Origin of the sequence: Frankia sp. QA3 (assembly GCF_000262465.1) — a bacterium.
Lineage (GTDB): Bacteria > Actinomycetota > Actinomycetes > Frankiales > Frankiaceae > Frankia.
Window position 1 is genome coordinate 1257144 of the sequence record NZ_CM001489.1, and the last position, 25346, is coordinate 1282489.

Sequence of the window (25346 nt, forward strand, 5' to 3'; positions counted from 1 at the left end):
GGCTCCAGGCGCCGTCGCGTGCCCGCCTCGCGACTCGGCTCGGCCCGCCTCATCCCGGCCCGGCCGGCTCGTCCCGCCCGGCGCCGGCTGCTCCGTCTGCACCTGCGTCAGTCGTGGTGTTCGCGGCTGCCGGACTTCGCGAGCCCACGGCTGCCGAGGTAGCCGAGGGTGAGAAGCACGATGTAGAACCAGGCCTTGTCGGCCCGGAAGTAGTCGCTGTGGCCGCCGGTGGTGTCGACGAGGTAGGAGGCGATGAGAACCCCGACGACCGCGGCGACGTAGACGAACAGCTCGGTGGTCTTGTAGGAGGCCTTCGTCTCCGTGCTCGGCCGGGAACCGGGGCGGTCGTACTCGGCCCGCGTATGACCGTTGCTGGCGGCGTCATTCGTTCTGAGAACGGGCCCGGTGCTGCTGCCGGTGGTCATGATGCTCCTGAGTAGGAACGAAGGGCCGCGATGCGACCGTGGGCCTGTTATGGCTGTCTCCGAAGAGCAGGCGGTAGGAACATGCCCTGTGCGGAGCGTGATAACCATCGGTGACAAAGAAATCGGAGCTGAACGGTCCGGGTCGGGCGATGGTGAAACGGTGCGGCCCAAGGATCACGTCCAGGGGTCGGTCCGGTGCAAAGATCTTGAGATTCGACCGAAATTTCTCGACCCGCTGATCTACGAATGCCATCTGGGAGTGTAGTCCTCAACCGCCGGGCGTTGGCTCGCCGTTGGGGCCTGCCGCCTCGTCGGACGGGCGACCGAAAACCTGCATCGGCAGCGGGCGCGGGACCCGCGCGGCCGCCCGATTCTCATCCTCGCCAGGGCGCCCGAGGATTCTGTACTCGTGATACTGCTCACTCCGGTCCGCCTTGTTTTCGCCGGCACCCACGCCGATGCCGCGGCTTTTTCCCTCCTGCCTGGACGGTGTTACGCCATCGACCGGGGGTGGGGCGGCGATTGTCCGGATCTGTCGGCTCCCTGAGTAGGGCGCGTGAGTTTCGATCCGCTCGAGGAAAAGGGAATTTCGCTGGACGATCAGGTGCGGAACTGGTCGGAGTCGAACGTGAAGCCGTACGACAGGCTGGCTGTTGATCCGTACACGCGGTGCCGGGTGATCGCGATGAACGGCCTCGAGGTCGAGGCGGTGATGTTCAGCCACCAGTTCTCCCGGCACACCGACATTCCGGAAGTGAAGTCGGCGCTGGCGGAGATCCGGCGGATCGAGCAGCAGCAGAAGGTCGTGAACTGGCTCGCTCCCGGGGAGGAGTCGACGCTCGAGGTGACACTGGGCTACGAGCAGGAGGCGGTGGATCTCACCGCCTGGCTGGCCCGCAGCGAACCGGACCCGTATCTGAAGCAGACCTACGACTTCGGCCTGCTCGAGGACTTCGATCACCTCTACCGGTACGCCAACCTGTACGAGCTGCTCGAAGGAAAGAAAGCCGAACAGGTGATCCACCGGCTCACCGAGGTCATGCCCGGCCGGCCCACCTTCACCGAGCACCGCCACCCGGCGGACAACATCCGCAAGCACTACGACAAGCACACGGTGGATCCCCTGAGCCGGCTTCACGCGCTCACGATCATCGCGGCCGAGCAGCAGACGATGAACTTCTACATGACGATCGGGAACCGCTATCTCGAACCGATCGCGCGTGGCCTGTACGCGGAGATCGCGATGGTGGAGGAGGAGCATGTCACCCAGTACGGGTCGATGCTCGACCCGGGTGAGAGCTGGTTCGAGCAGCTCGTCCTGCACGAGTACAACGAGTGCTACATGTACCACTCCTTCGCCGGGCAGGAGACCGACCCGCGGATCGCCCGGCTCTGGGAGCTGCACCTGGCGATGGAGATCGAGCAGCTCCGGATCGCCGCCGACCTGATGAAGCGTGATGAAGCGCTACGACGGCCGGGAAGCCGCCGAGGTCCTTCCCGCGGCGCTGCCGGAGCCGGTGCTGCTGGAGCCGAACAAGGCCTACGTCCGCGAGGTGCTCGCCGCCCAGATCGACCTGACCAGCCTGGGCACCGGCTACGTCATGGACGCCCACCGGCGGTTGCAGGCCAACCTCGCGAAGGTCAACGCCGGCGGCACCTTCAGCGAGGACGTCATCGACGCCCACCGCGACCGGTTCGGAGCCGAGTACCGGCTGCAGACCGAAGGACCCCACCCCGTCGAGCGGCTACGCGAGGACTCCCTCGTTGGCCACCGCTGACCCGACCTTCCGAAAAGAGGCACGATCATGGTGACAACCGTCGTACGTCCCGAGACCGGGGCGACGATCAAACCGGGCCCGACCGTCACCGTCCCGCCCGAGCTGGAGGTCCCCGACGACCAGCCGGCGGGTTTCGCGGAGGGCAGCGGGCTGAACGCGCCCTTTCTCGCCGACCAGCTCTCCGCGTTCATCGCCCACGAGCGGATGGGCGTGAACCTGCTGCGCACCGTGCATGCCCGCACCGACAATCCCGCCCTGCGGTCGCGTTATGCCGACCTGGAGGACGAGACTCTCGACGCGGTCGCCGTCTGGGAACAGCTGATCGTCGCGCTCGGCGGCAACCCGCAGTACGCCAGCCCCGCCGGCCGGGCCATCGAAGGACTCGACAGTAAGATCATCGAATCCTTTCTGCTGTCGGGCTCCAGCGATCCGATGACGTTTGAACAGGCCGGGTTGCAGGCTTTTCTGACCGGCGCGAACCAGTGCGTCGCGAACGCCACGCTCCTGGCCGCCTTCGCCGAGGAGGCCGACGACGGCCCGGCGAAACAGGAGATGACCGCGACCGCGGGCATGCTCCTCGCAGCCGCCCGGTTTCATGCCGACCGGGCCACGCAGATGCTGCGCACGACGGCTGTGACCCAGGCCAGGCACCCCGTCGCGCAGAAGATCGGCCAGGCCGCCGAAAAGGTGGTGGACAAGGTGCGCGGCGCGGTGAGTTCCGGCTGATCACCGCCAGGGGCCCGGGCCGAACGGGAGTCCGGCCCGGGCCCCTGGGCGATGGACGGCCCCCCTGGTGTCCCGCCGAACCGTCCCGCTGGACCGTTCGGTGGCCGGGCCCCGGCTACCGCTGGGCGGTCTGCCTGACGCTGCCCGCGGCGTCGGAGGCGGTATCCCGCACCTCGGAGGCGCCCTGCGCGGTCGTCTCCCGCACCTCCGTCGCCGCCTGCTGGGCGCTTCCGCGCACCGATTCCGCCGCTTCCTGAGCCTTGGGACGCAGCTCGTCGGCAACCTGGCGAGCACTGTCCTTCAGCGGCTCGACGATTCGCCCCGCCTGTTCCTTCACCTCCGCGCCGGCCTGCCGCTCGGCCCGGCTGGTCGGGATCAGCGAGCTGGCCAGGACGCCGACGCCGAAGGCAATCAGCCCAGCGGCGAGCGGGCTGCCCTCGGTACCTCGACGGACCGTGCCCGGCGCCGCGACGATGGTGTCCCGCGCGCTACCGGCGGCGTCCTTCACCGCGTCGGCGGCATCGGACGCCTGGTCCTTGACCGTGTCCACGGTAGCCGACGCCCGGTCCTTCACCGCGACAGCGGCATCGGACGCCTGACCCTGCAGTCCGCTCCCGGCGTCACCGATCTGACCTCGGGTCTGCTGCGCGGTCCCCATGACCTTGTCCCGCACCGAAGATGCGGCCCGGCGGGCGTCCTGCACCCGCCGCTCGGCGACCTTGGACGGCGTCACCTTCTCCGAGAGCGTGTCGAGGTCGGTGCCCAGGCGGGCCCGGGTCGCCTCGATGTCAGCCTTCACTTCGTCCGGTTCGCGGCCCATCGCGCGTCCTCCTTGACAGTTTCGACGGTCCGCGGCGCACCGGAGATCGTCTTCAGTTCCCGTCGGCCTCGCAGGATGAGGGGGACGGCGACGAACAGGTACAGCATCCCCACCACGAAAGCCGCCCAGTCGGTGGCGATCGCCCGGTTGAGGAGGAACATCAGCGCGACCGAGAGAAAGAGCAGCGCCAGATAGCCGGCGAACCCACCTCCGCCGAGCATTCCGGCGCCGCGCCCGGCGCGGCGGCCCTCCTCGCGGACCTCGACCTTCGCCAGCTCGATCTCCTTGCGAACCAGCTCGGAAAGGTCGGTCGTGACCTTCGACGTCAGTTCGCCGACCGACGCCTGGCGGACCTCGGCCTCCCGGACGTCCGGCGAGCCCGCGGACACCCCCGTGGACGAATAGGTGTCAGACATGATCTAACTCCTGTCGCCCGCGGCCAGACCGTTGGCGGCGTTCGGCCCGTGAACCGGAACGGGTTCCGCTACCGCGTCCACCGCAACGAGCGGGTCGGGCCTGTCGGCCACGGTGAAAGCGCCACCGCCGGACCCGGGGGCGGCGAAGCTGCCCGCCGGGGCGGGGAGTTCGTCGATCGGCGTGCGGTCCGACGTCGCCGCGCTCGCCTCCCCACGGTGGTCGGCCGCCGACGGACGCGCCGTCGCACTCTTGACCAGACGTCCGGTCACGAAGCCCCCCACCAGCGCTGCCGTGAGGAAGACGCCGGGTCGTTGCCGGGCGAAGGACCGCACGTCGTCCAGCAGCTCGCCGGGCTCTCGGCTGTCGAGATGACCGCCGACGGTGTGCAGGGTGTCCGCGGCCCTGTGCGCCAACTCGGCGGCCAGGCCGGCCTCGGCCGGTGCCTGCTCGGCCATCCGGGACAACCCGTCCGCCAGCTGACGGACGCTGGAAGCCGCCCGCTTCTGCTGGTCGGACGCCTGCTGGGAGATCTGACCACGGGTCTCACCGACGAGGTCACGGGCCTGCCGCTTCGCCTCTCCGGCCACCTCCGCCGCCTGCCGTTGCGCTTGCGAGGCCACCTGCGACGCCTGCGCCCGGGTCTCCCCTGCGACCTGCGAGGCCTGTCCCTGAGCTTCACTCGCCACCTGGGACACTCGGCCCTCGGATCCCTGCCGAGCGTCGGCGGGCGGGACGGCCGGCCGCGCTGCGGCCGGGCCCGTCCCATCGATACTGTTAGTAACCGGCTGTCGTGTCGTCATCGTTAATTTCGCCTCCATGGTCGGTCGTCGCCCGTCCTACCCCACCGAGCGCCGACAAACCGGCGGAACCAAGACCGTCCGGGAAGGGAAAGAACAGGCGGACCACGGGCCCGAAACCATCGCATATATCCGCTCGCCGGGTCTGATCCACATCGCCTACAGCGACACGCTCCGCCTCAGGTTACGGGCCGTCTACCTGGGAAACGCCCGGCTGGTAGGCGTGCAGCCCGCGGTTCCCCGCGCCGCGGACTGCGCCCCGAAACCAGGGCGAAACGAGGGGCCTGCTATAATTTCTGCATACGTTTCACCGTGGTAGTTCGTGCCACGTCCGGCCTTTTTGCTTTCCGTGGGATGTTATGATCATTTTATTGTCCGGGTGTCACGGGCGGGGTTGACTTCTGGGTTGCCGCAGGGTGTGGGGTCGCCCCGCTGTTGACGTTCGGTGAGGGGTGCCGTGCGCCGTCGAAGCCGGTCAGGTCACGGCGCGGATCGAACTTGACGAACGCCGGGTGGTCCTGTCGTGCGACCCCCGAGGGGGACTGCCTGGATCGGCGGACGTGAAGGCCGCGCGTCGGCATCGCCGGTGCGTGCTCATCGGTGGCGTCCGGGACGGGCGGCTGCGGTGTCGGCGGCGAACGCGGCGGCTGGTGCGCTGAGGAGCTCGCGTTCGAGTCGATGTCCAGCGGGCCGGTGGGTGACGGCAGCCCACGGTGCAGCCGAAGCCGCCTGGTGTAGAGCCGGCAACGCAGGTCAAATTGTGTGACTCTTCTAACGGTTTCGAGTCCCCGGGTCGTCGCGGGGTGTGCGGCCGGAGGCCTTAAAATGCCGAGGGGCGGCGTATCGCCACTGGCGCATCCGCAGCAGGGGAAATGCGGTCGGCGGGCGGGGGGCCCGCTGAACCGGGGGGTGTCAGGACCGACAGCGTGTCGGGCCCCGGTGCGATCGACGCTGACCTTAAAGATGTATAATCGATAATTCTATTAGCTGATTCGGGCCAGGTTGGCTTCCGGACGCGCCGAGGGGTGCACCGCCCCGTTCGCGGGCAGGCGCCGGTGAAGCCGCAGAGACGAGGGATGACGGCTGTGACGACCGCCGGTATACGGGTACCCAAGGCGGCTGAGCTCGTGGCCGCGACGATCCGCCGCCAGATCATCACCGGCGAGCTCCTCGAGGATCACCTCCTGCCCTCGGAGTCGGCCCTCATGGAGCAGTTCCACGTCAGCCGTCCGACGCTGCGCGAGGCGTTCCGCATCCTGGAGTCGGAGTCGCTGATCACCGTGCGGCGCGGCGTGCACGGCGGGGCTCGGGTGCAGATCCCCAACGGCGACGTCGCCGCCCGCTATGTCGGCTACGTGCTGGAGTACCGCGGGACCACCATGGCGGACGTCTACCGGGCGCGCGCGGAGGTGGAAGCCCCGCTGGCGCGGCTGGTCGCGACCTCGGCGACGCCGGAGAACATCGCCCGGCTCGAGGAGTGCCTGGCCAAGGCCGAGGCGCACCTGGACGAACCGTCGGCCTTCATCGTGCACGACGAGGAGTTCCACCGGCTGATGGCGGAGCTCGCCGACAACCAGACCCTCGCCGTGATGCTCGACATGATGTACCACATCGTCGGCACCGCCCGCCGTCGCTACGCGCTGAACGTCGACCAGACGCAGACCCGCAAGGAGACCGTGGAGGTGCACCGCAGCCACGTGCGCCTGGTCGACCTGATCAGGCGGGGCCGGCCGGACCTCGTCCACCGGCTGTGGGTCAAGCACCTCGACGAGGCCACCCGCCACTACCTGGAAGGCCCGCTGGCCACCACCGTCGTGGAGATGATGAGCTGACCGGGCCCGGGTGCGGACCGGTGGGACCGGTCCGCACCCGACGGTCAGGAACCGGTGGCGGGGGAGCCGGGGGCGGGATCGGTGGCGCCGAGGTAGGCGGCCTCGAGCTGCTGCGGGTCCCGGGCGAGCACGGCCGCGTCCCCGCTGAGCGTGACATCGCCGTGGACCAGCACGATCGCCCGGTCGGCGACCTCCAGCGCCAGGTGCACGTGCTGCTCGACGAGCACGACGACGGCGCCGGTGTCGTCGGCGATGCGCCGCACGACCGGCAGCAGCTCCTCGACGATCACCGGGGCCAGGCCCATGCTCATCTCGTCGACGAGCAGGATCCGCGGGTTCTGCACCAGGGCGCGGGCCACGGCGAGCATCTGCTGCTCCCCGCCGGACAGGGCGCCGGCGTTCACCGACAGCCGCCGGTTGAGGGCCGGGAACAGGTCCAGCGCCTCGCCGAGGGTCGGCCCGCCCCGGCGGCGGGCGATCGTGAGGTTCTCCCGGACCGACAGCCCGGAGAACAGCGCCCGGTCGTCCGAGACCAGCACCATCCCCGCCCGGCTGGTCGCGGCGGGTCGGGCGTTCGCCAGCGGCTGCCCGTCGACGAGTACCTCCCCGCCGAGGCGCGGCAGCAGGCCGGCGAGGGTCGTCATCAACGTCGTCTTACCGGCCCCGTTGGGGCCGAGGACCGCGAGCACCGAGCCCCGGTCGAGGTCGAGGTCGAGGCCGCGGACCACCGGCACCCGCCCGTGGCCGCAGATCAGGCCGCGGGTGCGCAGGACCGCGGTCCCGGCGGCCGCGCCGCGGCCGGGTCCGGTGCGGCCGGGTCCGGTGGGGTCGGGTCCGGTGGGGTCGAGGGTCGTCGTCATGCCGGCACGTCCTCCGCGTGGGTGCTGCCCAGGTAGGCCGCCGCGACGCGGCGGTCGGAGCGGATCTCCGCGGGTGGTCCCGACGCGATGACCGACCCGAAGTTGATCACTTCGATGCGGTCGCACAGGCCGAGGACCAGGCTCATGTCGTGGTCGATGAGCAGGATGGTGACGCCGCTGTCGCGAAGGTCGCGCAGCCGTTCGCCGAGCCACTGGCTCTCGGTGGTGTCCAGGCCGCCGGCGGGCTCGTCGAGCAGGAGGACCCGCGGGTTGCCGGCCAGGGCCCGCGCGATGGAGATGAGCTGGCGCTGGCCCTGGGACAGCTCGCCGGCGGGGCGGTCGCGCACCCCCGCAAGCCCCAGCAGCTCCAGGGTGGCCTCGACGTCGCGGTGCGCGCCGTCGCCGCGCCCGCGCAGCGCGGTGGTGCCGACGCTGACGTTCTCCGCGACGGAGAGGTCCTCGTACAGCTCGATCGCCTGGAAGGTGCGGCCGAGGCCGGCGCGGACGCGGTCGTGCGGGGCCAGGCGCCCGACCGGCGTGCCGGCGAGCTCCACCGAGCCCGAGCAGGAGACGAAGCCGCTGATCGCGTCCATCAGCGTGGTCTTGCCGGCGCCGTTGGGGCCGATCAGCCCGACGATCGCCCCCTCGGGCACGGCGAAGGAGACGTCGTCGACGGCGACCACGCCCCCGTAACGGACGGTCAACCCGCGCACGGTCAGCACGTCCGGCCCGAGCACCGGGGCCGGGCGGGCCTGCGCGGGCACCGGGGCGGCGTGCGAGCCCAGCGCCGGCTCGCCCAGGCCGCGGCGCCGGCGGCGGTCGGTGTAGGAGTGCACCGGCCCGACGATGCCCTCCGGGTTGAGCACCACGGTGAGGACGACGCCGACGCCGCTGAGCACGTCGTACCACAGGCCGGTGGAGAAGATCTTGTCGATGATCAGGTAGGACAGGCCCTCGACGGCGAGGAAGCCCGCCAGCACGCCGCCGGACACCGACGTGATGCCCGCGATGTACACGGTGGTGAACAGGGCCAGCCCGGAGAACGCGCTGACCGGGTCGAAGGTGATGTTGCCCTGCTGGTAGCCCACCAGGCAGCCGCCGATGCCCGCGATGAACGAGGCGATCGCGAACGCGACGATCTTGATGCGGGTGACGTTGATGCCGGCCGCGGCCGCCGAGCGCTCGTTGGCCCGCACAGCGAGCATCTGCGAGCCCAGCCGGCTGGTGCGCAGCCGGGCCACGGCGACCGCGGTCAGCGCGAGCACGATCAGGCACAGCAGGCCGAAGCGCACCCGGGGATACGACGGTCCCGAGCCGATCCCCAGGTCCCAGCCGAACAGCGACGGGCTGGGGACGTCGACCCCGCTGCTGGGCACGATGTCGCTGTTGCGGAACCAGATCGCCTCCAGCGCGTAGGCGAGCGCGAACGTCACGACCGCGACCGTCAGGCCCCGCACCCGAAGCGCCGGCAGGCCGATGACCACGCCGAGCACCATGGCGAACAGTGCGGCGACCAGCGGCGCCACCGGGAACGGCAGGTTCCAGTCCTCGGTCAGCGGGCCGACCAGGAAGCCGGCGGCGCCGGCGAGGGGGAGCTGGGTGAGCGAGACCTGGCCGGCGTAGCCGGTGACCACGACCATCGACAGCGCGATCACCCCGAACACCAGGCTGGTGATGAGCGCGGTCAGCCACTGCCCGGAGAGCACGACCAGCCCGACGACCGCGACGGCGCCGAAGACCAGCAGGTTCAGGCGAATGTGCGCGGGCCGGGGGGCGCGCCCGAGCGAGCTCAGGATCACCGCCCCGCGTTCCGGCAGCGCCCGGGCCCGGACGACCAGCACGATCAGGATCAGCACGAGGGGGATCAGCTCTCCCAGTCCGGAGGAGGGCAGCCAGTGGTGCAGGTTCTCCAGGTGCTGCGTCTCGGACTGGAGCATGCCGATGGCCAGCCCGCCGACGACCGCGGGCACCAGGTACTGGAACCGGCCGAGGATGGCGGCGGCGAGTGCCGGCACGATGAACAGCGTGTAGGCCACCGGCACCAGCGGCACGATCGGGGCGATGAGGATGCCGGCGAGCCCGGCGACCAGCGCGCCGATGATCCAGTTCAGGGCGGCGATGCGGTCGGGGGAGATGCCGCTGAGGTAGGCGCCCTTCTCCGTCTCGGCCGCGGCGCGCGTCGCCAGGCCGAACCGGGTGAACCGGTACAGCGCGCCCAGCGCCAGCGCGACGGCCAGGATGGTCAGCGCGAAGTAGACGCGGTCGGAGGGGACCCGGAACGACCCGTGCGTCCACAGCGTGGACGGGTAGATCGGCTCGACGGACAGCGGGGTCGTGCCGAGCCGGGCGGCGGTGAGACCGGTGAGGACCACCGACACGCCGATCGACGCGACGGCCCGCGCGACCGGCGGGGCGGTTCGCAGCGGCCGGAACACGATCAGGTACAGCAGGAGCCCGAGCACGCCGGTGATCGCCAGGGAGACGGCCATCGCCGCGGCCAGCCCGAGCTGCGAACCGACGTCGACGGTCTTCGGTAACCCCGGGATGAGGATCATGAATTTGCCCTGGCGCAGCAGGGCGTAGGTGTAGGCCGCGTAGAGGGCGAGCCCGCTGGTCGCGAAGTTGACGACCCCCGAGCTGCGGTAGGTCACCACCAGCGCGAGGGCGAGGGCGGCGAACACCGAGCCGTTCCCGATGCCCAGGCACAGGAAGACCAGATGCTGAACCATGTCCGTCCTTTCGACGCGCACCCCGGGTCTGCCGGGGCGCACCGGCCCCGGGCAGCGGGCTGCGGGAGTCGGCGCGGGCAGGCGGGGGCGATCGGGCCGCAGGAACCGGGACTGGCCGGCGCCGCCCGCGGATAGGTCTGACTGAGTTAGATGAATTTACCGCACCTTGTGGGATGAGTCACGGAGATCCTCTTCGGGGTCGACCGAGGTCCGCGTACCTGACCAGCGGGTACGCTCGCGCGGCCGACCGCCGCCCGCGACTGTCCGAAGAGGAATAAAATCATCTGACTTAAGCGTAGGATCGCGTCATCTTGCGATCGGGGACGAGCGGGGCGGCCCGCGGCCCGGTGGCGCCGGGCGGTTGTGGGCCGGCCTGGCCACGGCGACGGACGCCGGGGCCGGTCGCGAGCCGGGGAAGAGGAGACATGACAGGCATCATGGAAGGCATCCAGGTCGTCGAACTGGCGGCGTGGACCTTCGTACCCGCCGCCGGCGCCGTGCTCGCGGACTGGGGTGCCGACGTGATCAAGATCGAGCATCCCGAGACGGGCGACCCGCAGCGCGGGCTGATCGCCTCCGGGATGCTCGCCGGTCTCGACGGGGTCAACCATCTCATCGAGCAGTGCAACCGCGGCAAGCGCAGCATCGGGCTCAACGTCGCGACCCCCGACGGACTCGAGCTGCTGTACAAGCTGGTGCAGGGCGCCGACGTCTTCCTCACCAACCTGCTGCCGGACTCCTGCGAGCGCCTCGGCGTCGGGGTCGACAAGATCAGACAGGCCAATCCGGACATCATCTACGCCCGCGGGCACGGGCAGGGCGCCCACGGCCCCGACGCCAACCTGGGCGGCTACGACGTCGCCTCCTACTGGGCCCGCGGCGGGATCGCCTACGCGCTGGCGTCGCCGGAGTCCTACCCGCCGTTCATGCGCCCCGCGTTCGGCGACTACACCTCCGGGTTCAACCTGGCCGCCGGGGTGGTCGGCGCGCTGTTCCACCGCGAGCGCACCGGCACCGCCAGCACCGTCGACGTCTCGCTGCTCGCCTCGGCCATGTGGGGCATGTCCCTCGACGTCGTCGGCTCCAAGATCCTGGGCCAGCCGACGATGCAGCGCTTCGACATCACCGAGATGCCGAACCCGCTGACGAACGTCTACCGGACCGGCGACGGCCGCTTCCTGTGGTTCTCCCTGCTGCAGGCCGACCGGCACTGGCCGGAGTTCTGCGCGGCGCTCGAGCGCCCGGACCTGCTCGCCGACCCCCGCTACGTCGACGCGAAGGTCCGCTTCGACAACCGGCGGGAGTGCATCGCGACGATCCGGGAGGCCTTTGCGGCCCACCCGCTGACCCACTGGGAGGAGCGGTTCAGCAAGATCGACGGGGTCTGGTCGGTGGTGAAGTCCCCGCTGGAGCTGCACGACGACCCGCAGGTGCAGGCCAACGGCTACGTCACCGAGGTGACCAACGCCGCCGGCACCAGCTACGCCCTGGCCTCGAACCCGGTGCAGTACGACGACCGGGTGCCGGCGCTGAGCCCCGCGCCGGAGCACGGCGAGCACACCGAGGAGATCCTGCTCGAACTCGGCCTCGACTGGGAGCAGATCATCGCCCTGAAGGAGAAGTCGGCCATCCTCTGACCGTGCCGGCAGGCCCCGCGCCGCAGTCCGGAGATGCGCCGCAGTCTGGAGATGCGCCGCAGTCCGGAGATGCGCCGCAGTTAGGAGAACAGCGTGCCCACGCAGATCGGTGACCGGCTTCGGTTCGGGCCGACGATCCTGCCCCCCGTGACCGAGGTCGAACGGCAGTCGACGGTGGTGGTCTCCTTCGTCACCACGCCGCAGGCGGCCGCCCACCTCCTGCCGCCCTGCTTCGAGCCCGCCGAACGCCCGGTGCTCAGCGTCACCTACCAGCAACTGGAGAACGTCGACTACATGCGGGGGCGGGGCTACAACCTCGTCAACGTCTCGGTGACCGCCGTGCTGGCCACCGACGACGGCCCGCTGACCCGGGCCTGCCCGGTGGTCATCTGGGAGAACAACACGATGCCGATCATCGCGGGCCGGGAGCTGCACGGCAACCCGAAGATCTACGGGGACGTCTCCGGCCTCACCCGCGACGGCGACACCGCCGCGTGGGACTGCCGCGAGTACGGCACGCTGCTGCTGCGCGGCGAGATCGGCGAGCTGCGCCCGCTGCCGGCCGACCGGCTCGCCCGGGTGAACCGGGCGTCGGTGGACTCGGAGATCTTCGGCTGGAAGTCGATTCCCGGCCGCGACGCCCCGGACGCCGACTACCCGACGCTCATCCACGGCTCGACCTCGTTCGAGCAGGGCTGGAGCGGGGTGGGGCGGGTCGAGTTCGCCACGCCCACCGACGACCAGGCCCCCTACTCCGCGGTGGTGCTGCGGGCGCTGGCCGCGGTTCCGCAGGTCCAGCCGCGCCCGGCGTTCGTCGGCGTCGGCACCGCGAAGCTGTTTCGCAACCGGACCGAGCGGCTCGCCTGAGCGGCCGGCGGCCCCGGCCGGCCGGCGGCCGGGCCCGGCTCGGTCTCGCGCCGACCGGCCGCCACCCGACGCACCGCGGCCCCCGTCTCCGCCCCTTGGGTTCCAGGGATGGAGACGGGGGCCGCCTGTGTGCGTGCCGTCAGGAGCGCGGGAAGCGGTACAGGGTGCGCGCGTTGTCCTCGACGATCTTGGCGACCTCGTCGTCGGGGATGTCCTGCATGAGGTCGGCGGCGATCTTACGGCTGTTGGGCCAGGTGGAGTCGGAGTGCGGGTAGTCGATCTCCAGCATGATCCGGTCGATGCCGATCTCGTGCCGGTTGCGCAGACCGCTCTTGTCCTCGATGAAGCAGCCCCAGAAGTGCTTGCGGAACAGGTCGGACGGCCGGGTGTCGAAGTCGATGTCCTTCTGGTACCAGCGGTGCTTCTCCCAGGTCTGGTCGCAGCGCTCCAGGATGTAGGGCAGCCAGCCGATGCCGCCCTCGGACAGCGCGAACTGCAGCTTGGGGTGGCGCTGCAGGACGCCGGAGAACAACAGGTCGATGGTGGTCCACATCAGGTTGGTGGCGAACGAGGCGATCGCCACCGCGAACGGCGCGTCCGGCACGGTCATCCCGCCGGGGACGGGCTTGCTCGCCGCGAAGGAGAACCCGGGCACGAAGGATCCGGACCCGAAGTGCAGCGAGACCGACACGTCGGTCGCCTCGCAGACGTCCCACAGCGGTTCCCAGTGGTTGCTGTGGAAGGAGGGCAGGCCCAGCGGGACGGGGCTGTCCGGGAAGGACACGGTGCGCGACCCCTTGGCCGCCGCCCGCTCGACCTCGGCGACGCAGGCCGCGACGTCCCACACCGGCAGCAGCGACAGCGGGATGTAGCGGTCGGGGGCGGCGGCGCACCACTCGTCGACCATGAAGTCGTTCCAGCCCTGGATGCAGGCGAGCGCCAGCTCCTTGTCCTGCGCCCGGTGGAACACCCCGCCGGCGAAGCCGGGGAACGACGGGAAGCACAGGGCGGCGTGGACGCCGTCGAGGTCCATGTCCTTCAGCCGCGCCACCGGGTCGTAGCAGCCGGGGATCATCTCCTCGAAGCGCATGGGGTCTAACCCCCAGTCCCGCGGCTCGCGCCCGGCGACGGCGTTGAGGCCGATCGTGGGGAACACAACGCCGTCGTAGACCCAGACGTGCTTGCCGTCCTGCTCCTCGATCCGCGGAATCCGGTCGCCGAACTTCGCCGGGAGCCGGTCCAGCCAGACCTTGGGGTGCTCCACGAGGTGGTCATCGACGGACACGATCTGGTGAGTGTCCCGCAGCGGCATGACTTCTCCTCCTAAACGGATGTAACCGACGTTACATCAGTTAGTTAATTCGGGGCCAGGTTTTCGGCGTCGGGACGGCTCGCCTGCCGGCCGAGCGTGGACGTCCGGCGGCGAGGTCGTGCCTGTGGACGCCCGGTGACGAGGCTGCGGCTGTGGGTGCGGCCGGTGGCGACCTCATGGCCCTGGATGCGCCCAGTGACCAGGTCATCGCCGCGCGCGTCGGGTCGGGTCGAGGTCGGTCGGAGGCCGGGCCGGCACACCCGTCTCCCGCTGGCTGATTTACCTCAGTCGTATCCTTAAGCTATATTCCGCTGGCGCGCCGGACCTGTGTGCTGCCCGGTGCGCGTGGCCATCCGTGCAGCACGCACATGTGGGGAGGACGTTCGGATGCGACCGCGTACTCGATGGCGACAGCGGGGCGTTCTTGCGCTCGGGATGTCGGCGGCACTGATGGTCAGCGCAGCCGCCTGTGGCTCGGACGGCGGGTCCAGCCCGGGCTCGACCGACTCGGCCGCCGCGCAGTCGTTGGGCCCGTCGAAGCCCGCCACCGGCGACGAGTTGAAGATCGGCTTCATCACCGACGGCTCGGGCACGACGCTGGACAACTCCACCGAGGTGGCCGCGGCGCAGGCCGCGACCTCCTACGTCAACGATTACCAGGGCGGGGTCGCCGGCCACCGCCTGTCGCTCACGGTCTGCGACACCAAGCAGACGCCCGCGGGCGCCACCGACTGCGCCAACCAGATGACCGCCGCCAAGGTCCCGGTCGTGCTGATGAACAACTCCGGCAACGTCACGCCGGTCTTCCGGGTGCTCAGCGCGGCCAAGGTCCCGCTCGTGCTCGACATCAACGGTGACGAGTCCACGCTCGGCGCCAAGTCCGGCGCCTACATCCTGGTCAGCCCGCTGACCGCGGCGCTGGCCGGGCCCGCCCAGGTCGCGAAGGACGCCGGGGTGAAGAAGGCCGCGATCTTCGTGCTCGACGTGCCGGGCGCGACCGGGCCGGTGAACTCGCTGGACAAGATCTTCTACGCCAAGGCCAACATCGGCCTGACGATCCAGCCGATCCCGCCGGGCACCGCGGACGCGACCCCGCAGGTGCAGACCGTGCTCGCCGGCAACCCGGAGCAGGTGAACCTCGTCGGCGACCCGACGTTCTGCACCGGCGTGCTCAAGGCGCTCAAGACGCTGGGCTACTCGGGCAGCGTCGTCCTGCAGTCGCAGTGCGTCAGCCCGGGGGCGGCGTCCGGCATCCCCGGCGGCTACGACGGGATGAAGGTCGTCAGCGGTCAGACGACGAACGTCGACGACCCGGAGTACAAGCTGTACCTGGCGGCGATGAAGAAGTACCAGCCCGACACCGACCCGACCGCCAAGAGCCTCACCGCCGGCGGCTGGGTGGTCGTGCTCGGCTTCAGCCGGGCGATGGCCGGCCTGGCCACGCCGGTCACCCCCGCCGGGATCGAGAAGACGTTCGCGACGATGCCGAAGACCAAACTGCCCCTCGGCGGCACCGCGACCTTCCAGTGCGACGGCAGGCAGGTCTCCATCACCCCCGCGGTCTGCTCCACCGGCGGGCTCGTGCAGACCCTCGACAGCAAGGGCAAGCCGACGTCGGAGCAGCCGCTCGACGTCTCCAGCGTCCTGCCGTAGCCGGCCGGGCGACCTGCGCCGAGCGATGACGCCGAGGCCGGTCGGGGTGTGACGATGAGCGCCGACCGGCACGGCGGGTGGCCGAGGGAACTGCGGGGCGAGCGAGGGACCGCGTGGCGAGCGAGGGACCGCGTGGCGAGCGGGGACTGGAGGGATCGAGGGACATGGATTTCGCGTTCACCGAGGACGATCGCGCGTTCGGCCGGCGGTTCGCCGAGCTGCTCGACGAGAAGCTGCCGCCGGACTGGCAGGGCTTCTTCGCCGAGGACCGCGAGGCCCTGGCCTTCACCCGCGAGTTCTGCCGCGACCTCGGCCGCGCCGGCCTGCTCACGGTGAGCTGGCCGGCGGAGTACGGCGGCCAGGGAGCCGGGCTCTGGAAGCAGACGCTGCTGCGCGAGCTGATGACGGCCAGCGGCGAGCCGCGCGGCCCGCAGTACATGAACCTCAACTACATCGGTCCGCTGATCATGAAGTTCGGCACCGCGGAGCAGAAGGCCCGCTTCCTGCCGCCGATGGCCCGCGGGGAGGTCATCTGGACCCAGGGGTTCTCCGAGCCGGACGCCGGCTCCGACCTCGCCGCGCTGCGCACCCGCGCCGTCGACCACGGCGACCACTTCGTCGTCACCGGGCAGAAGATCTGGTCCAGCTACGCCGACTCGCCGGCGGACTGGAACCTGCTGCTCGTGCGCACGAATCCGGACGCCGGCCGGCGCCGGGGAATGTCGGTCCTGCTCGTCGACATGACCTCGCCGGGCATCACGGTGCGCCCGATCGAGAGCATGGGCGGCTGGCACGAGATCAACGAGGTCTTCTACGACGAGGTCCGGGTGCCGCGCGACTGCCTGCTCGGCCCGCTCGACGAGGGCTGGGGGGTGATCGGCTCGGGGCTGACCCTCGAACGCATCGGCATCCCCCGCTATGCCCGCGCCCAGCGCGTCGTCGAGCGATTGTGCGACCACGTCCGCGAGACCGGCCGCGCCGGCGAACCCGACGTCCGCCAGAAGCTCGCGGACCTGCGGGTGCGCTGCGAGGCGGCGAAGCTGCTGGCCTACCGGGCGATCTCGCTGGTCGCCGCCGGGGCCAACCCGGTGGCCGAGGCCTCGACCGCCCGCATCCACGCCACGCTGCTCGAGCAGGACGTCGGGCACGTGGGCCTGGAGATCCTCGGCGCGAGCGGGCGGCTCGGTTCCCCCGCCGAGGACCACGCCCCGCTGCACGGGCTGGTCAAGCAGCAGTGGGTGCACAACATCCCGGCGACGATCGGCGCCGGGACGCTGGAGATCCAGAAGAACATCGTCGCCCAGACCGCCCTCGGTCTGCCGCGCTCACGCTAGTGCAGCCGCACGGTCCCTCTCCGGACGGCCCACTGGCACCGCCATCCCGCCCCGCGAGGAGGGGGTGCGCAGGGGAACAGGTAGGCGCTCTGCCGCGCATCCGCCACTGGCGCCCGTTTCGCGACTAGCACTGGCTCCACCACGGCGCTGCGCGCGGCGCTACTACCCGCCACGGCACAAGGCCCCCGGCAACGGCAGAAGGAGGTGCGGGTGTGGATCTGACGTTGACCGCCGAGCAGCGCCTGCTCGCGGACACGGTGCGCGACCTGGTCGAGCGGGAGTGCCCGCCGGATCTCGTCCGCGAGATCGAGAAGTCCGAGCGGGGCTTCGGCGACGGCCACTGGAAGACGCTGGCCGACCTCGGCCTGACCGGCCTGCTGCTGGGCGAGGAGCACGGCGGCGCCGGGCAGGGCGTGCTGGACCTGGCGGTGGTCGCCGAGCAGCTCGGGTGGGGCGCGATGCCCACCCCCCTGCTGGCCTCGGCCGTGTTCGCCGCCAGCCTCATCGACCTCGCCGGCAGTGCGGCGCAGCGAGCCCGCTGGCTGCCGGCGATCGGCGCCGGCACGGCCATCGCCACCGTGGCCGTGCTGGAGCCGGGCGCCCGCGACGAGTGGGGCGCACCGGACGCCGCCCTGACCCCGCACGGCGCCGGCCACCGGCTGACCGGCACGAAGATCCTCGTCCCGTACGCGCAGGTGGCGGACGTCCTCGTCGTCGTGGTCGCTGCGGGCGCTGCGGACGGCGGGCGTGGTCTCGTGCTCGTCGACCCCGGCGCGCCCGGGGTGACCCTGCGCCGCCAGCACGACGGCGGCGGCGAGCCGGTGTTCGAGGTCGTCCTGCGCGACGTCGAGGTGGCCGCCGCGGACCTGCTCGCCGCGCCGGCCGCCGCGGACCTGCCCGCCGCGCCGGCCGTCGCCGGAGCGGCCCTGGCCACGGCGCTGGACCGGATGACCGTGGCGAGCCTGGCCTACGCGATCGGCGGGGCCCAGCGCGCCCTGGACCTCAGCGTCGAGCATGCCCGCAGCCGCCGCCAGTTCGGCCAGCCGATCGGCGCATTCCAGTCGGTGGCGCACCGCTGCGTCGACATGTTCACCGACCTGGAGGCCTGCCGCTACCTGTGCTACCAGGCCGCCTGGAAACTCGACGCCGCCGGGCAGCTCGACGCCGCCGGGCAGCTCGACGCCGCCGGGCAGCTCGACGCTCCGGGCGGGGCCGACTTCGAGGTCGCGGCGGCGAAGTCGTTCGCCAACGACGCGATCCGCCGGGTGTTCACCCACGCCCACCAGGTGCACGGCGCCATCGGCTTCTCCATGGAACACGACCTGCAGCTGCACTCCCGGCGGGGCAAGACCTTCGAGTTGAGCTACGGCGGGTCGACGTGGCACCGGGAACGCGTCGCCCGCGCCCTGGATCTGTGATCATCCCCGGCCGTCCGGCCGAACCATCGAGAGAGGGGCCACCGTGTCGTCGATGAAGGTGGGAGTCCTGCAGGATTTCCTGATGCCGCAGGCGTCGCAGCAGGTCATGCTCGACGCGCTGCGGCTGGCGTTCGACGAGTCCTACGCCGACGGGGAGATCGACCGCCCCGTCGAGCTGGTGCTGCGGGCCGTCGACGGCCTGCCCCGCGGGACGAGCTTCGACGTGCTCAACGCCTGGAAGGAGCTCGAGGCCGAGGGCGTCCTGGTGATCTTCGGTCCGTGGGCGTCGGACAACGTGCTGGCGATCCGCAACTATGTCGAGGACGTCGGCCACATCCCCACCCTGTCGATGAGCGGCACCGACCGCTGGTACGGCGAGTGGTGCTTCTGCATCAACAACGGGTCGTTACCCGAGGAGCCGTACCTGCTGTCGAACTACCTCGGGGTGCGCGGCGTCGAGTCCGTCGCCGTCGTCTACGACAAGTGCGTGCCGGGGGAGGAGTACACCCGGTTCTTCCGTGACGCCTGCGCCTTCGACGGGGTGAAGATCGCCATCGAGGAACCGATCAACATGCTCGACACCGACCTGAGCCCGGCGCTGGCCCGGCTGCAGGCATCGGGCGCCGACGCGATCGCCTACCTCGGCTGGGGGCTGACCGCCACCCACCTCAACACCGCCCTGGACGGCACCGGCTGGAACCCGGTGAAGGTGATGAGCTCGGGGTTCATGGCGGCGCCGTTCCTGCCCGGCGGCCTGAAGAGCATCGCCGGCTGGGTCGGCGTCGACCAGTACGACGAGGACAACGTCGTCGGCCAGGACTTCCTGGACCGGTTCGAGGCGCGGTTCGGCTACCGGCCGGCGAACTTCTTCTCCGTGCTGTGCTACGACTTCGGCGTCGTCATCGCCCGTGGCCTGTCGAAGGCCACGCCGCTGTCGCCGGATGGCGTGAAGGAGGGCCTGGAGAAGGTGAAGATGGTCCCGGCGGCCACCGGCGGCCCCGGCGGGGTGTTCAGCTTCGGCCCACATGCCCGGCGCGCCTGGCTGACGCCGCACTTCATCGTCCTGCGCGAACCGGACCCGGCCGCCGAGGTCGCCGACCTCACGTCCGGACCGGGCAGCGTCCTGCGCCACCGCTACACCGCCCGCTCCCGCAGCGAGCGGCTCGGCATCGCGGCCCACCCAGCGACCGAGCCCACCCAGCGACCGAGCCCACCCAGTGACGGAGCGCCTCCAGTGACGGAGCGCCTTCAGTGACGGAGCACCTCCCAGTGGCCGGGCGGCGAAGCGGGGCGTCGGTCGGATGAGCGAGCACTTCCGGCGCGAGCTCGACGACGGCGTCCTGACGATCACCTTCACCCGCGACGACAAGCTCAACGCCGTCAGCGCCCCGATGCTGGCGGCGCTGCGCGGCGCCGTCGCCGACCTCGGCGACGACGATGCCGTCCGGGTGCTGGTGATCACCGCCGAGGGCCGGCACTTCACCGCCGGCATGGACATCACCACCATCGACACCTCGATGGGCTTCGAGCCCGACGGCAGCGTCAACGGCCGTTCGGTGCGGCGCACCTACCGGGCGCTGCACCTGCTCATGGACGAGATCGAGGCGATCGAGAAGCCGGTGATCCTCGCCGCGCAGGGGCCCTGCCGCGGCTTCGGGGTCGAACTCGCCGTGTCGTGCGACTTCCGCTTCGCCGCGCCGCGGACCACCTTCGCCCTGCCGGAGGTGCCCAACCTGGGGGTGCTGCCCGGCTCCGGCGGCATCAGCCGGCTGACCCGGCTCGTCGGCCCGCACTGGGCGCGGTGGCTGGCGATGGCCGCCCGGCCGGTCGACGCCGAGCGGGCGCTGACGATCGGCCTCGTCCACGACGTCTTCACCGACGAGGAGTTCGCGGCGAGCGTGCGGGAGTTCGCCCGTTCGCTGGTCGCGCTGTCCCCGCAGGCTCTCGGCCTGGCCAAGCTCGCCATCGACGCGGCCGCCAGCGTCGACCGCACCACCGCCCGCGACTTCGACCGGGTCGCCAACACCCTGCTGCTGACCTCCGAGGAGCACCTGGCCAAGGTGCGTGCCTTCCAGCAGCGGGCCGCCGCCCCGCGCGAGTAGCCCGCTGCAACTGTTCGAGGGGAACGACGAGATGGATCTCGGTTTACGCGGGAAGGTCGCGGTCGTCACCGGCGCGTCGAAGGGCATGGGCCGGTGGACGGCGCTGGAGTTCGCCCGCGAGGGCGCGGACGTGGTCGTCGTCGCCCGCGGCGCCGCGGCCCTCGCGAGCGTCGCCGCGCAGATCGAGGCGCTCGGCGTGCGCGCGCTGGCGGTGCCGGCCGACCTCGCGACCGCGGCCGGCACCGAGGAACTGTTCGACCGGGTGCGCGGCGTCTTCGGCGGCTGCGACGTGCTCGTCAACACCCTGGGCAGCGACGAGTACGACTACCTGCCGCTGGCGGAGACCTCCGACGAGCTGTTCCGGGCGCATCTGGAGATCGGGCTGATGGCCGGGGTGCGGACCTGCCGGGCGGCGATCCCGCTGATGCGCGCCCGCGGCGGCGGCGCCATCGTCAACCTGGCCGCCATGTCGATCCGCAAGCAGTACCCGACGATGGTCGCCTACACCGCGGCGAAGGCGGCGCTGGCCAGCGTGTCGAAGAACCTCGCCCGCGCCCTCGGACCGGACGGCATCCGGGTGAACACGGTCTGCCCCGGCGCGATCCTCACCGAGGGCGTCCGCGAGAAGATCGAGCAGTTCGGGCCGCAGCGCTGGGTCGCGCCCGACGCCCTGGCCGCCTCGGTGGGCGCGGCGAGCACACCGTTGGCGCCGGGAACGCCGACGGCGCCGGGAACGCCGACGGCGCCGGGAACGCCGGTGGCGCCGAGCACCGAGGAGGTCTTCCTCGCCATCTCCCGGGACATGGGCGGCGCCGGCCGCGGCCTGGTCCCCGACCTCGGCCGCCCCGGCCGCCCCGAGGAGATCGCCGCCGCCATCGTCTTCCTGTGCAGCGCACGCGCCGGCTACATCACCGGCGCCCTGCTCAACGTCGACGGCGGCTCCGACTTCTAGGCGCGTCTTCCGCACATGGGGTTTCGATGCGTTGGCCGGCCCGTTTTCCCCTCAAGGTGGCCGGGTCGGGTCGACGCCGAGGATGTTGAGGAGGTGCTGGTGCAGGTGTGGTGGGCGGGGGATGTAGGCGGGTCGGCCGTTGTGGGCTGGCACGAGGCGCAGCCTGGCGAGCGTGGAGAAGACGAGCGCGCCGGTGGGGCGGGCGGGGCGGGCGGCGTAGAGGCCGGGGATCTTCCCGTCGGTTCCGGTGCTGAGCCGGGTCTGGCGTTCGACCAGGCAGAAGATGAGCAGGGCCAGGCAGATCACGTGGATGAGGGCGTGGATGCGCTGGTTGGAGTGCAGGAACATCGGTGCGACCGCGAGTGGGCCCTTGAACGTGCCGTAGCGGCGTTCGGAGACTTCCTGGCCTTTGTAGCGGGGCCGGGCCGATGGTGTCGGGCAGGTTCGTCAGCAGGGCGTACCAGCCGTCGGTGGCGGTCTCGGCGTCCAGGGTGGCCTGGTCGAAGTGCCAGGTCAGCGCTGGTTTCCCGGTGTCCGCGTCGGTGCTGGTCTCGGCGACGAGGTAGCGGGAGACGCGGTGTTTGGTGGCGAGGAGGGCCAGGCGGGCCTTCACTGCGGCCTCGGTGCGGTAGAGGTGGTGGCTGCCCGCGGCGCGGGTGAGGGTATCGAGGTCGGCGCGGGCGCGGTCGAGTTTGCGCGTGCGGGCGGTCCGCGCGGCCTGGGTGTTCGCCGACGACCAGATGAACACCGTGCGCACGGTGACCGGCGGGTCCTTCTTGCGGGGCCCGCGCAGGGTGGTCATGCCTTCCCGGGCGCGGTAGATGGCGCGCTCGTGGGCGGGCTTGGCGTGGTCGCGGGCCGCGACCTGGTCGATGATCGCGGCGGTGGCCCGGTCCTGGCTGGCCAGGACGTCGGCGGGCACGACCGCCTTCGACGCCGGGGCAAGGAAGGTGACCCCGGGCGTCGAGGTCAGCGCGGTCAGGTTGGCGTAGGAGACGAGCTTGGTGTCCCCGACCAGCAGGAACGGCCGGGGGCCCGCGAGCTGGGTCAGGGCGCGCATCGCGCCGGTGACCTGGCTGACCTCGCCGGCGCCGCCGTCATAAGCGCGGGCCACCAGCGGGATCTCACCGTCGGCGGCCGTGGCCAGGCCGGTCTGGACCTGCTTGAGGTCGGGCAGGCGGTCCTTGGGATGGCCGTTGCGCGGCGTGGCGTAGTCGCCGTCGGCCTCGGGGTAGGCGCCGTGCAGCGAGATCGAGGTCATGTCCCAGTGCATGCGGGAGACATCGACGCCGAACGCGGCGATCGCCGCGGCGCCGACCGAGCCCACGCCCGCCTCACAGACCGGGGCGAGCGCGTCGAGCGCCCGGCCGACCCGGTCATCGTTCAAAGCGTCCGGGGCGATGTCGAACATCTCCTCGACCGCCCACTGGCGCGCCCACGACTCGACGTGCAGCAGCGGGGTCGGCGACGTCAGCCGGTTGGCGACCAGCACGGCGATGACCTGCCCGTGGCTGACCCGGCCGATCTCCCGCATCCGGGCAGAGCCGGTCGATCGTGGCGGCCACATCGAGGCGAGCCAGGAAATCCCGCACGACAGGGAGCGCGCCGAGCGGCTTCTCCACACTCGGCGGCCCGTAGTCCATAGCGACCGACACGGCCCCGAACCGTCTCAGACCCGCCACTACAGATCTCGATCGTCCCGACCCGATCCGAACAAACGATCAAGTAACTGACTCACCGCACGCACATGCGGAAGACACGTCTAGGCCGACCTGACCGGCCGGACGATCAGCTTTCGTCGGGTCTCGCCCACGTCGTGTAGCTGAAGGTCACGCTCGTTACCCGCCCCCGCTCGTTGCCGTGGAACCCGTCGACGGTGATCCCCACTGTTCGGCCCTCGCTGGTGTTTCCGCACAGCAGCATGCCCGCGCGCAGATCCGCGGGTCGCAGTGCCAGGCCGAAGCCCGTGGCCTTGTGGCACGTCGGGTAGTCCACGGCCGAGGTTGGGGCCAACGAGCCCTTCTCACCGGTGAAGGTCCCGGAGAGATCGATGGTGAAGTCACCGCCGACGAACGCGGGATTGGGGGTGTTCGGGCTGTCAGCGTCGAAGAATTCTGCATCGTCGCTCGAGTCGGAGAGGGTGACCCGCCCCGAATACAGGATCCTGGGTTCGAAGGCCCTGGTGGGCGACGGTGCGCTTGTCGGCGAGGACGATGGCGGGGACGGCGATGGCGATGGCGATCGGGTCGGGCCGGCCGACGCGGCGGCGATGGCCCTGCCGTCCGCCGCCGAGACCGTCGTCTGCGGCGTGACTGTTCCGGCGTCGCGTCCCGAGCCGTCGCCGTTACCGGCGAGGACGACCGCGAGCACGGCGGCCAGCGCGCCGACCATGAGGATCGCCGCGACCGCGCCGATCAGTCGACCCGACGGGATCCCCATCCGGCCCCCGGGCGCTGGCGAGGGTGGTGGAACCGGGGGCGGCGGGGTGAGGCTGTACCGGGTGATCTCGGCCGCTACGGTCGGCGGCAGCCAGCCTTCGCCGATGCGCAGCCGTTCGTCCGTGGACTCCAGGCGGCACAGCTCGATGAGGGCCGCGGGAGTCGGGCGGACAGCCGGCTCCTTGGCCAGGCAGTGGTGCAGCACGGTGCGGACCCTGTCGGGAATGCGGTCCCAGTCGGGCTGGTGATGCTCGATGCGGTGGAAGACGGCGGCGTCCGCGCCGAAGGGCATCTCGCCGGTCGCCGCGTAGTACGCCGTCGAGCCGAGGGCGAAGACGTCGCCGGCCGCGCCGAACGACCCGCCCTGGACCTGCTCGGGGGCCATGAACGCGGGCGTGCCGATGCGCGCGCCGGCCCGGGTGATCGCTCCCGAGGACGCCTCGACTGCGCGCGAGATGCCGAAATCGATCACTCGGGGGCCGTCCGCGGCGACGATGACGTTGCCGGGCTTGAGATCCCGGTGGATCACCCCGGCGCCGTGGATGGCTGCCAGTGCCTCCGCGATCCCAGCTATCAGGACCAGGACGGTCTCCGGCGGAAGCGGACCCTGGCGAGCCACGACGGCGGCGAGCGAGGGTGCTGCGACGTAGGCAGTGGCGAGCCAGGGCAGCGTCGCCTGCGCGTCGCAGTCGATGACCGGCGCCGTGTACAGGCCCTGCACTCGCTGGACGAGCGCCACCTCGGTGGCAAAACGCCGGCGGAACTCGGGATCGGCGGCGAACTCCGGACGGGCGATCTTCACCGCCACCGGCCGGCCGCCGGGCGTGTAGGACAGGTACACCGCTCCCATGCCGCCCTCTCCGATCCGGGCCCGCAGCAGATACCCCCCGATCTCGCGGGGATCCCGCGGTGTCAGGGGAGTGAGGATGGGGTTCCCCTGCGCCGCGGACCCGCCGCTCACCGGTGGCCGTGGCCCGGACTCGCCGGTACCGGCGGCGTCCGTTCCCCACGGCGTGCTGCTCATCAGGCCCTCCAGTAGGCGCGGCGTTGCCACGACGATCGCGGGCGGACTGTGCCACCCAGCGCAGGCGCACTGCTCCCCCACGCCATGTTCGGTGCTATGGCTGATCTCGGCCACCTGTTTGCGTGACAGTGATGCTGCGGGTGGACTGCTCGTGGTCACATGCCGCCGTCATTGGGTGACCGTCGTCGCCATCGTTCTTCTGCGCGGCGCGAGGTCCGGCTACAT

At 71.2% G+C, this 25346-nt stretch carries 19 protein-coding genes and 1 pseudogene; 11 read left to right on the forward strand and 9 right to left on the reverse strand.

Going from position 1 to position 25346, the window contains the following annotated elements:
* Nucleotides 1–107: 107 nt before the first annotated feature.
* On the reverse strand, nt 108–425 hold the full coding sequence (locus FRAQA3DRAFT_RS04980; RefSeq protein ID WP_009737972.1) for a hypothetical protein: 318 nt from the start codon (nt 423–425) through the stop codon (nt 108–110).
* 556 nt (nt 426–981) lie between these two features.
* Between FRAQA3DRAFT_RS04980 and FRAQA3DRAFT_RS38415 the strand changes: the two are divergent.
* Nucleotides 982–2203, forward strand: a pseudogene (locus FRAQA3DRAFT_RS38415) (hypothetical protein).
* 27 nt (nt 2204–2230) lie between these two features.
* Nucleotides 2231–2929 carry a hypothetical protein gene (locus tag FRAQA3DRAFT_RS04990; RefSeq protein WP_009737974.1) on the forward strand — a complete coding sequence of 233 codons (699 nt, stop codon included), beginning with the start codon at nt 2231–2233 and terminating at the stop codon, nt 2927–2929.
* Nucleotides 2930–3044: 115 nt separating this feature from the next.
* Here the strand turns inward: FRAQA3DRAFT_RS04990 and FRAQA3DRAFT_RS04995 are convergent, their stop codons facing one another.
* From FRAQA3DRAFT_RS04995 to FRAQA3DRAFT_RS31245, 3 genes are read right to left on the reverse strand one after another with little or no spacing between them, the layout of a single operon-like run.
* Entirely contained in the window at nt 3045–3749 is a 705-nt protein-coding gene (locus FRAQA3DRAFT_RS04995; RefSeq protein ID WP_009737975.1) for a DUF3618 domain-containing protein, read from the reverse strand.
* Complete coding sequence (locus FRAQA3DRAFT_RS05000; protein WP_009737976.1) at nt 3725–4165, reverse strand: phage holin family protein; 441 nt, start codon at nt 4163–4165, stop codon at nt 3725–3727. The genes FRAQA3DRAFT_RS04995 and FRAQA3DRAFT_RS05000 overlap by 25 nt, the downstream gene beginning before the upstream one ends.
* 3 nt (nt 4166–4168) lie before the next feature.
* Nucleotides 4169–4786: a hypothetical protein gene (locus tag FRAQA3DRAFT_RS31245; RefSeq protein WP_157467107.1), complete on the reverse strand. Its 618-nt coding sequence runs from the start codon at nt 4784–4786 to the stop codon at nt 4169–4171.
* A gap of 1253 nt (nt 4787–6039) precedes the next feature.
* Between FRAQA3DRAFT_RS31245 and FRAQA3DRAFT_RS05010 the strand changes: the two genes are divergently transcribed.
* A complete protein-coding gene (locus FRAQA3DRAFT_RS05010) occupies nt 6040–6795 on the forward strand; it encodes a FadR/GntR family transcriptional regulator (protein ID WP_009737978.1) in 756 nt (251 codons plus the stop codon).
* A gap of 44 nt (nt 6796–6839) precedes the next feature.
* On the opposite strand, the gene FRAQA3DRAFT_RS05015 is transcribed toward FRAQA3DRAFT_RS05010, so the two are convergent.
* Entirely contained in the window at nt 6840–7655 is an 816-nt protein-coding gene (locus FRAQA3DRAFT_RS05015) for an ABC transporter ATP-binding protein (protein ID WP_009737979.1), read from the reverse strand.
* Nucleotides 7652–10384 (reverse strand): branched-chain amino acid ABC transporter permease/ATP-binding protein, encoded by a 2733-nt coding sequence (locus FRAQA3DRAFT_RS05020; protein WP_009737980.1) that lies wholly within the window; start codon nt 10382–10384, stop codon nt 7652–7654. Before FRAQA3DRAFT_RS05020 ends, FRAQA3DRAFT_RS05015 begins: the two co-directional genes overlap by 4 nt.
* A gap of 425 nt (nt 10385–10809) precedes the next feature.
* Here FRAQA3DRAFT_RS05020 and FRAQA3DRAFT_RS05025 point away from each other — a divergent pair, with 425 nt between their 5' ends.
* On the forward strand, nt 10810–12021 hold the full coding sequence (locus FRAQA3DRAFT_RS05025) for a CaiB/BaiF CoA-transferase family protein (protein WP_009737981.1): 1212 nt from the start codon (nt 10810–10812) through the stop codon (nt 12019–12021).
* A 93-nt stretch (nt 12022–12114) separates the two neighbouring features.
* Nucleotides 12115–12888 carry an acetoacetate decarboxylase family protein gene (locus FRAQA3DRAFT_RS05030; protein WP_009737982.1) on the forward strand — a complete coding sequence of 258 codons (774 nt, stop codon included), beginning with the start codon at nt 12115–12117 and terminating at the stop codon, nt 12886–12888.
* Nucleotides 12889–13027: 139 nt separating this feature from the next.
* On the opposite strand, the gene FRAQA3DRAFT_RS05035 is transcribed toward FRAQA3DRAFT_RS05030, so the two are convergent.
* Nucleotides 13028–14200 carry an amidohydrolase family protein gene (locus FRAQA3DRAFT_RS05035; RefSeq protein WP_009737983.1) on the reverse strand — a complete coding sequence of 391 codons (1173 nt, stop codon included), beginning with the start codon at nt 14198–14200 and terminating at the stop codon, nt 13028–13030.
* Between the two features lie 450 nt (nt 14201–14650).
* Here FRAQA3DRAFT_RS05035 and FRAQA3DRAFT_RS05045 point away from each other — a divergent pair, with 450 nt between their 5' ends.
* From FRAQA3DRAFT_RS05045 to FRAQA3DRAFT_RS05070, 6 genes are all read left to right on the forward strand, one after another.
* Nucleotides 14651–15853, forward strand: coding sequence for an ABC transporter substrate-binding protein (locus tag FRAQA3DRAFT_RS05045; protein ID WP_035922256.1), 1203 nt, complete (start codon nt 14651–14653; stop codon nt 15851–15853).
* 164 nt (nt 15854–16017) lie between these two features.
* Nucleotides 16018–17187, forward strand: a complete 1170-nt coding sequence (locus FRAQA3DRAFT_RS05050; protein ID WP_009737985.1) for an acyl-CoA dehydrogenase family protein — start codon at nt 16018–16020, stop codon at nt 17185–17187.
* A 212-nt stretch (nt 17188–17399) separates the two neighbouring features.
* Nucleotides 17400–18605 carry an acyl-CoA dehydrogenase family protein gene (locus tag FRAQA3DRAFT_RS05055; RefSeq protein WP_009737986.1) on the forward strand — a complete coding sequence of 402 codons (1206 nt, stop codon included), beginning with the start codon at nt 17400–17402 and terminating at the stop codon, nt 18603–18605.
* A 52-nt stretch (nt 18606–18657) separates the two neighbouring features.
* Complete coding sequence (locus tag FRAQA3DRAFT_RS05060; protein WP_232291924.1) at nt 18658–19860, forward strand: ABC transporter substrate-binding protein; 1203 nt, start codon at nt 18658–18660, stop codon at nt 19858–19860.
* 46 nt (nt 19861–19906) lie between these two features.
* Nucleotides 19907–20707, forward strand: a complete 801-nt coding sequence (locus FRAQA3DRAFT_RS05065) for an enoyl-CoA hydratase/isomerase family protein (protein WP_009737988.1) — start codon at nt 19907–19909, stop codon at nt 20705–20707.
* A 31-nt stretch (nt 20708–20738) separates the two neighbouring features.
* Nucleotides 20739–21659 carry an SDR family NAD(P)-dependent oxidoreductase gene (locus FRAQA3DRAFT_RS05070; protein ID WP_009737989.1) on the forward strand — a complete coding sequence of 307 codons (921 nt, stop codon included), beginning with the start codon at nt 20739–20741 and terminating at the stop codon, nt 21657–21659.
* Here the strand turns inward: FRAQA3DRAFT_RS05070 and FRAQA3DRAFT_RS05075 are convergent.
* Entirely contained in the window at nt 21631–23193 is a 1563-nt protein-coding gene (locus FRAQA3DRAFT_RS05075) for a DUF4277 domain-containing protein (protein WP_232291925.1), read from the reverse strand. The genes FRAQA3DRAFT_RS05070 and FRAQA3DRAFT_RS05075 overlap by 29 nt on opposite strands.
* 254 nt (nt 23194–23447) lie before the next feature.
* A complete protein-coding gene (locus tag FRAQA3DRAFT_RS32445; protein ID WP_009737990.1) occupies nt 23448–25121 on the reverse strand; it encodes a serine/threonine-protein kinase in 1674 nt (557 codons plus the stop codon).
* Nucleotides 25122–25346 lie beyond the last annotated feature (225 nt).

Coding starts and splice junctions, on each gene's coding strand:
- FRAQA3DRAFT_RS04980 (WP_009737972.1), bottom strand. CDS start 425: ATGACCACCGGCAGCAGCACCGGGCCCGTTCTCAGAACGAATGACGCC.
- FRAQA3DRAFT_RS04990 (WP_009737974.1), top strand. CDS start 2,231: ATGGTGACAACCGTCGTACGTCCCGAGACCGGGGCGACGATCAAACCG.
- FRAQA3DRAFT_RS04995 (WP_009737975.1), bottom strand. CDS start 3,749: ATGGGCCGCGAACCGGACGAAGTGAAGGCTGACATCGAGGCGACCCGG.
- FRAQA3DRAFT_RS05000 (WP_009737976.1), bottom strand. CDS start 4,165: ATGTCTGACACCTATTCGTCCACGGGGGTGTCCGCGGGCTCGCCGGAC.
- FRAQA3DRAFT_RS05010 (WP_009737978.1), top strand. CDS start 6,040: ATGACGGCTGTGACGACCGCCGGTATACGGGTACCCAAGGCGGCTGAG.
- FRAQA3DRAFT_RS05015 (WP_009737979.1), bottom strand. CDS start 7,655: ATGACGACGACCCTCGACCCCACCGGACCCGACCCCACCGGACCCGGC.
- FRAQA3DRAFT_RS05020 (WP_009737980.1), bottom strand. CDS start 10,384: ATGGTTCAGCATCTGGTCTTCCTGTGCCTGGGCATCGGGAACGGCTCG.
- FRAQA3DRAFT_RS05025 (WP_009737981.1), top strand. CDS start 10,810: ATGACAGGCATCATGGAAGGCATCCAGGTCGTCGAACTGGCGGCGTGG.
- FRAQA3DRAFT_RS05035 (WP_009737983.1), bottom strand. CDS start 14,200: ATGCCGCTGCGGGACACTCACCAGATCGTGTCCGTCGATGACCACCTC.
- FRAQA3DRAFT_RS05045 (WP_035922256.1), top strand. CDS start 14,651: ATGGTCAGCGCAGCCGCCTGTGGCTCGGACGGCGGGTCCAGCCCGGGC.
- FRAQA3DRAFT_RS05050 (WP_009737985.1), top strand. CDS start 16,018: ATGGATTTCGCGTTCACCGAGGACGATCGCGCGTTCGGCCGGCGGTTC.
- FRAQA3DRAFT_RS05060 (WP_232291924.1), top strand. CDS start 18,658: ATGAAGGTGGGAGTCCTGCAGGATTTCCTGATGCCGCAGGCGTCGCAG.
- FRAQA3DRAFT_RS05065 (WP_009737988.1), top strand. CDS start 19,907: ATGAGCGAGCACTTCCGGCGCGAGCTCGACGACGGCGTCCTGACGATC.
- FRAQA3DRAFT_RS05070 (WP_009737989.1), top strand. CDS start 20,739: ATGGATCTCGGTTTACGCGGGAAGGTCGCGGTCGTCACCGGCGCGTCG.
- FRAQA3DRAFT_RS05075 (WP_232291925.1), bottom strand. CDS start 23,193: ATGCGGGAGATCGGCCGGGTCAGCCACGGGCAGGTCATCGCCGTGCTG.
- FRAQA3DRAFT_RS32445 (WP_009737990.1), bottom strand. CDS start 25,121: ATGAGCAGCACGCCGTGGGGAACGGACGCCGCCGGTACCGGCGAGTCC.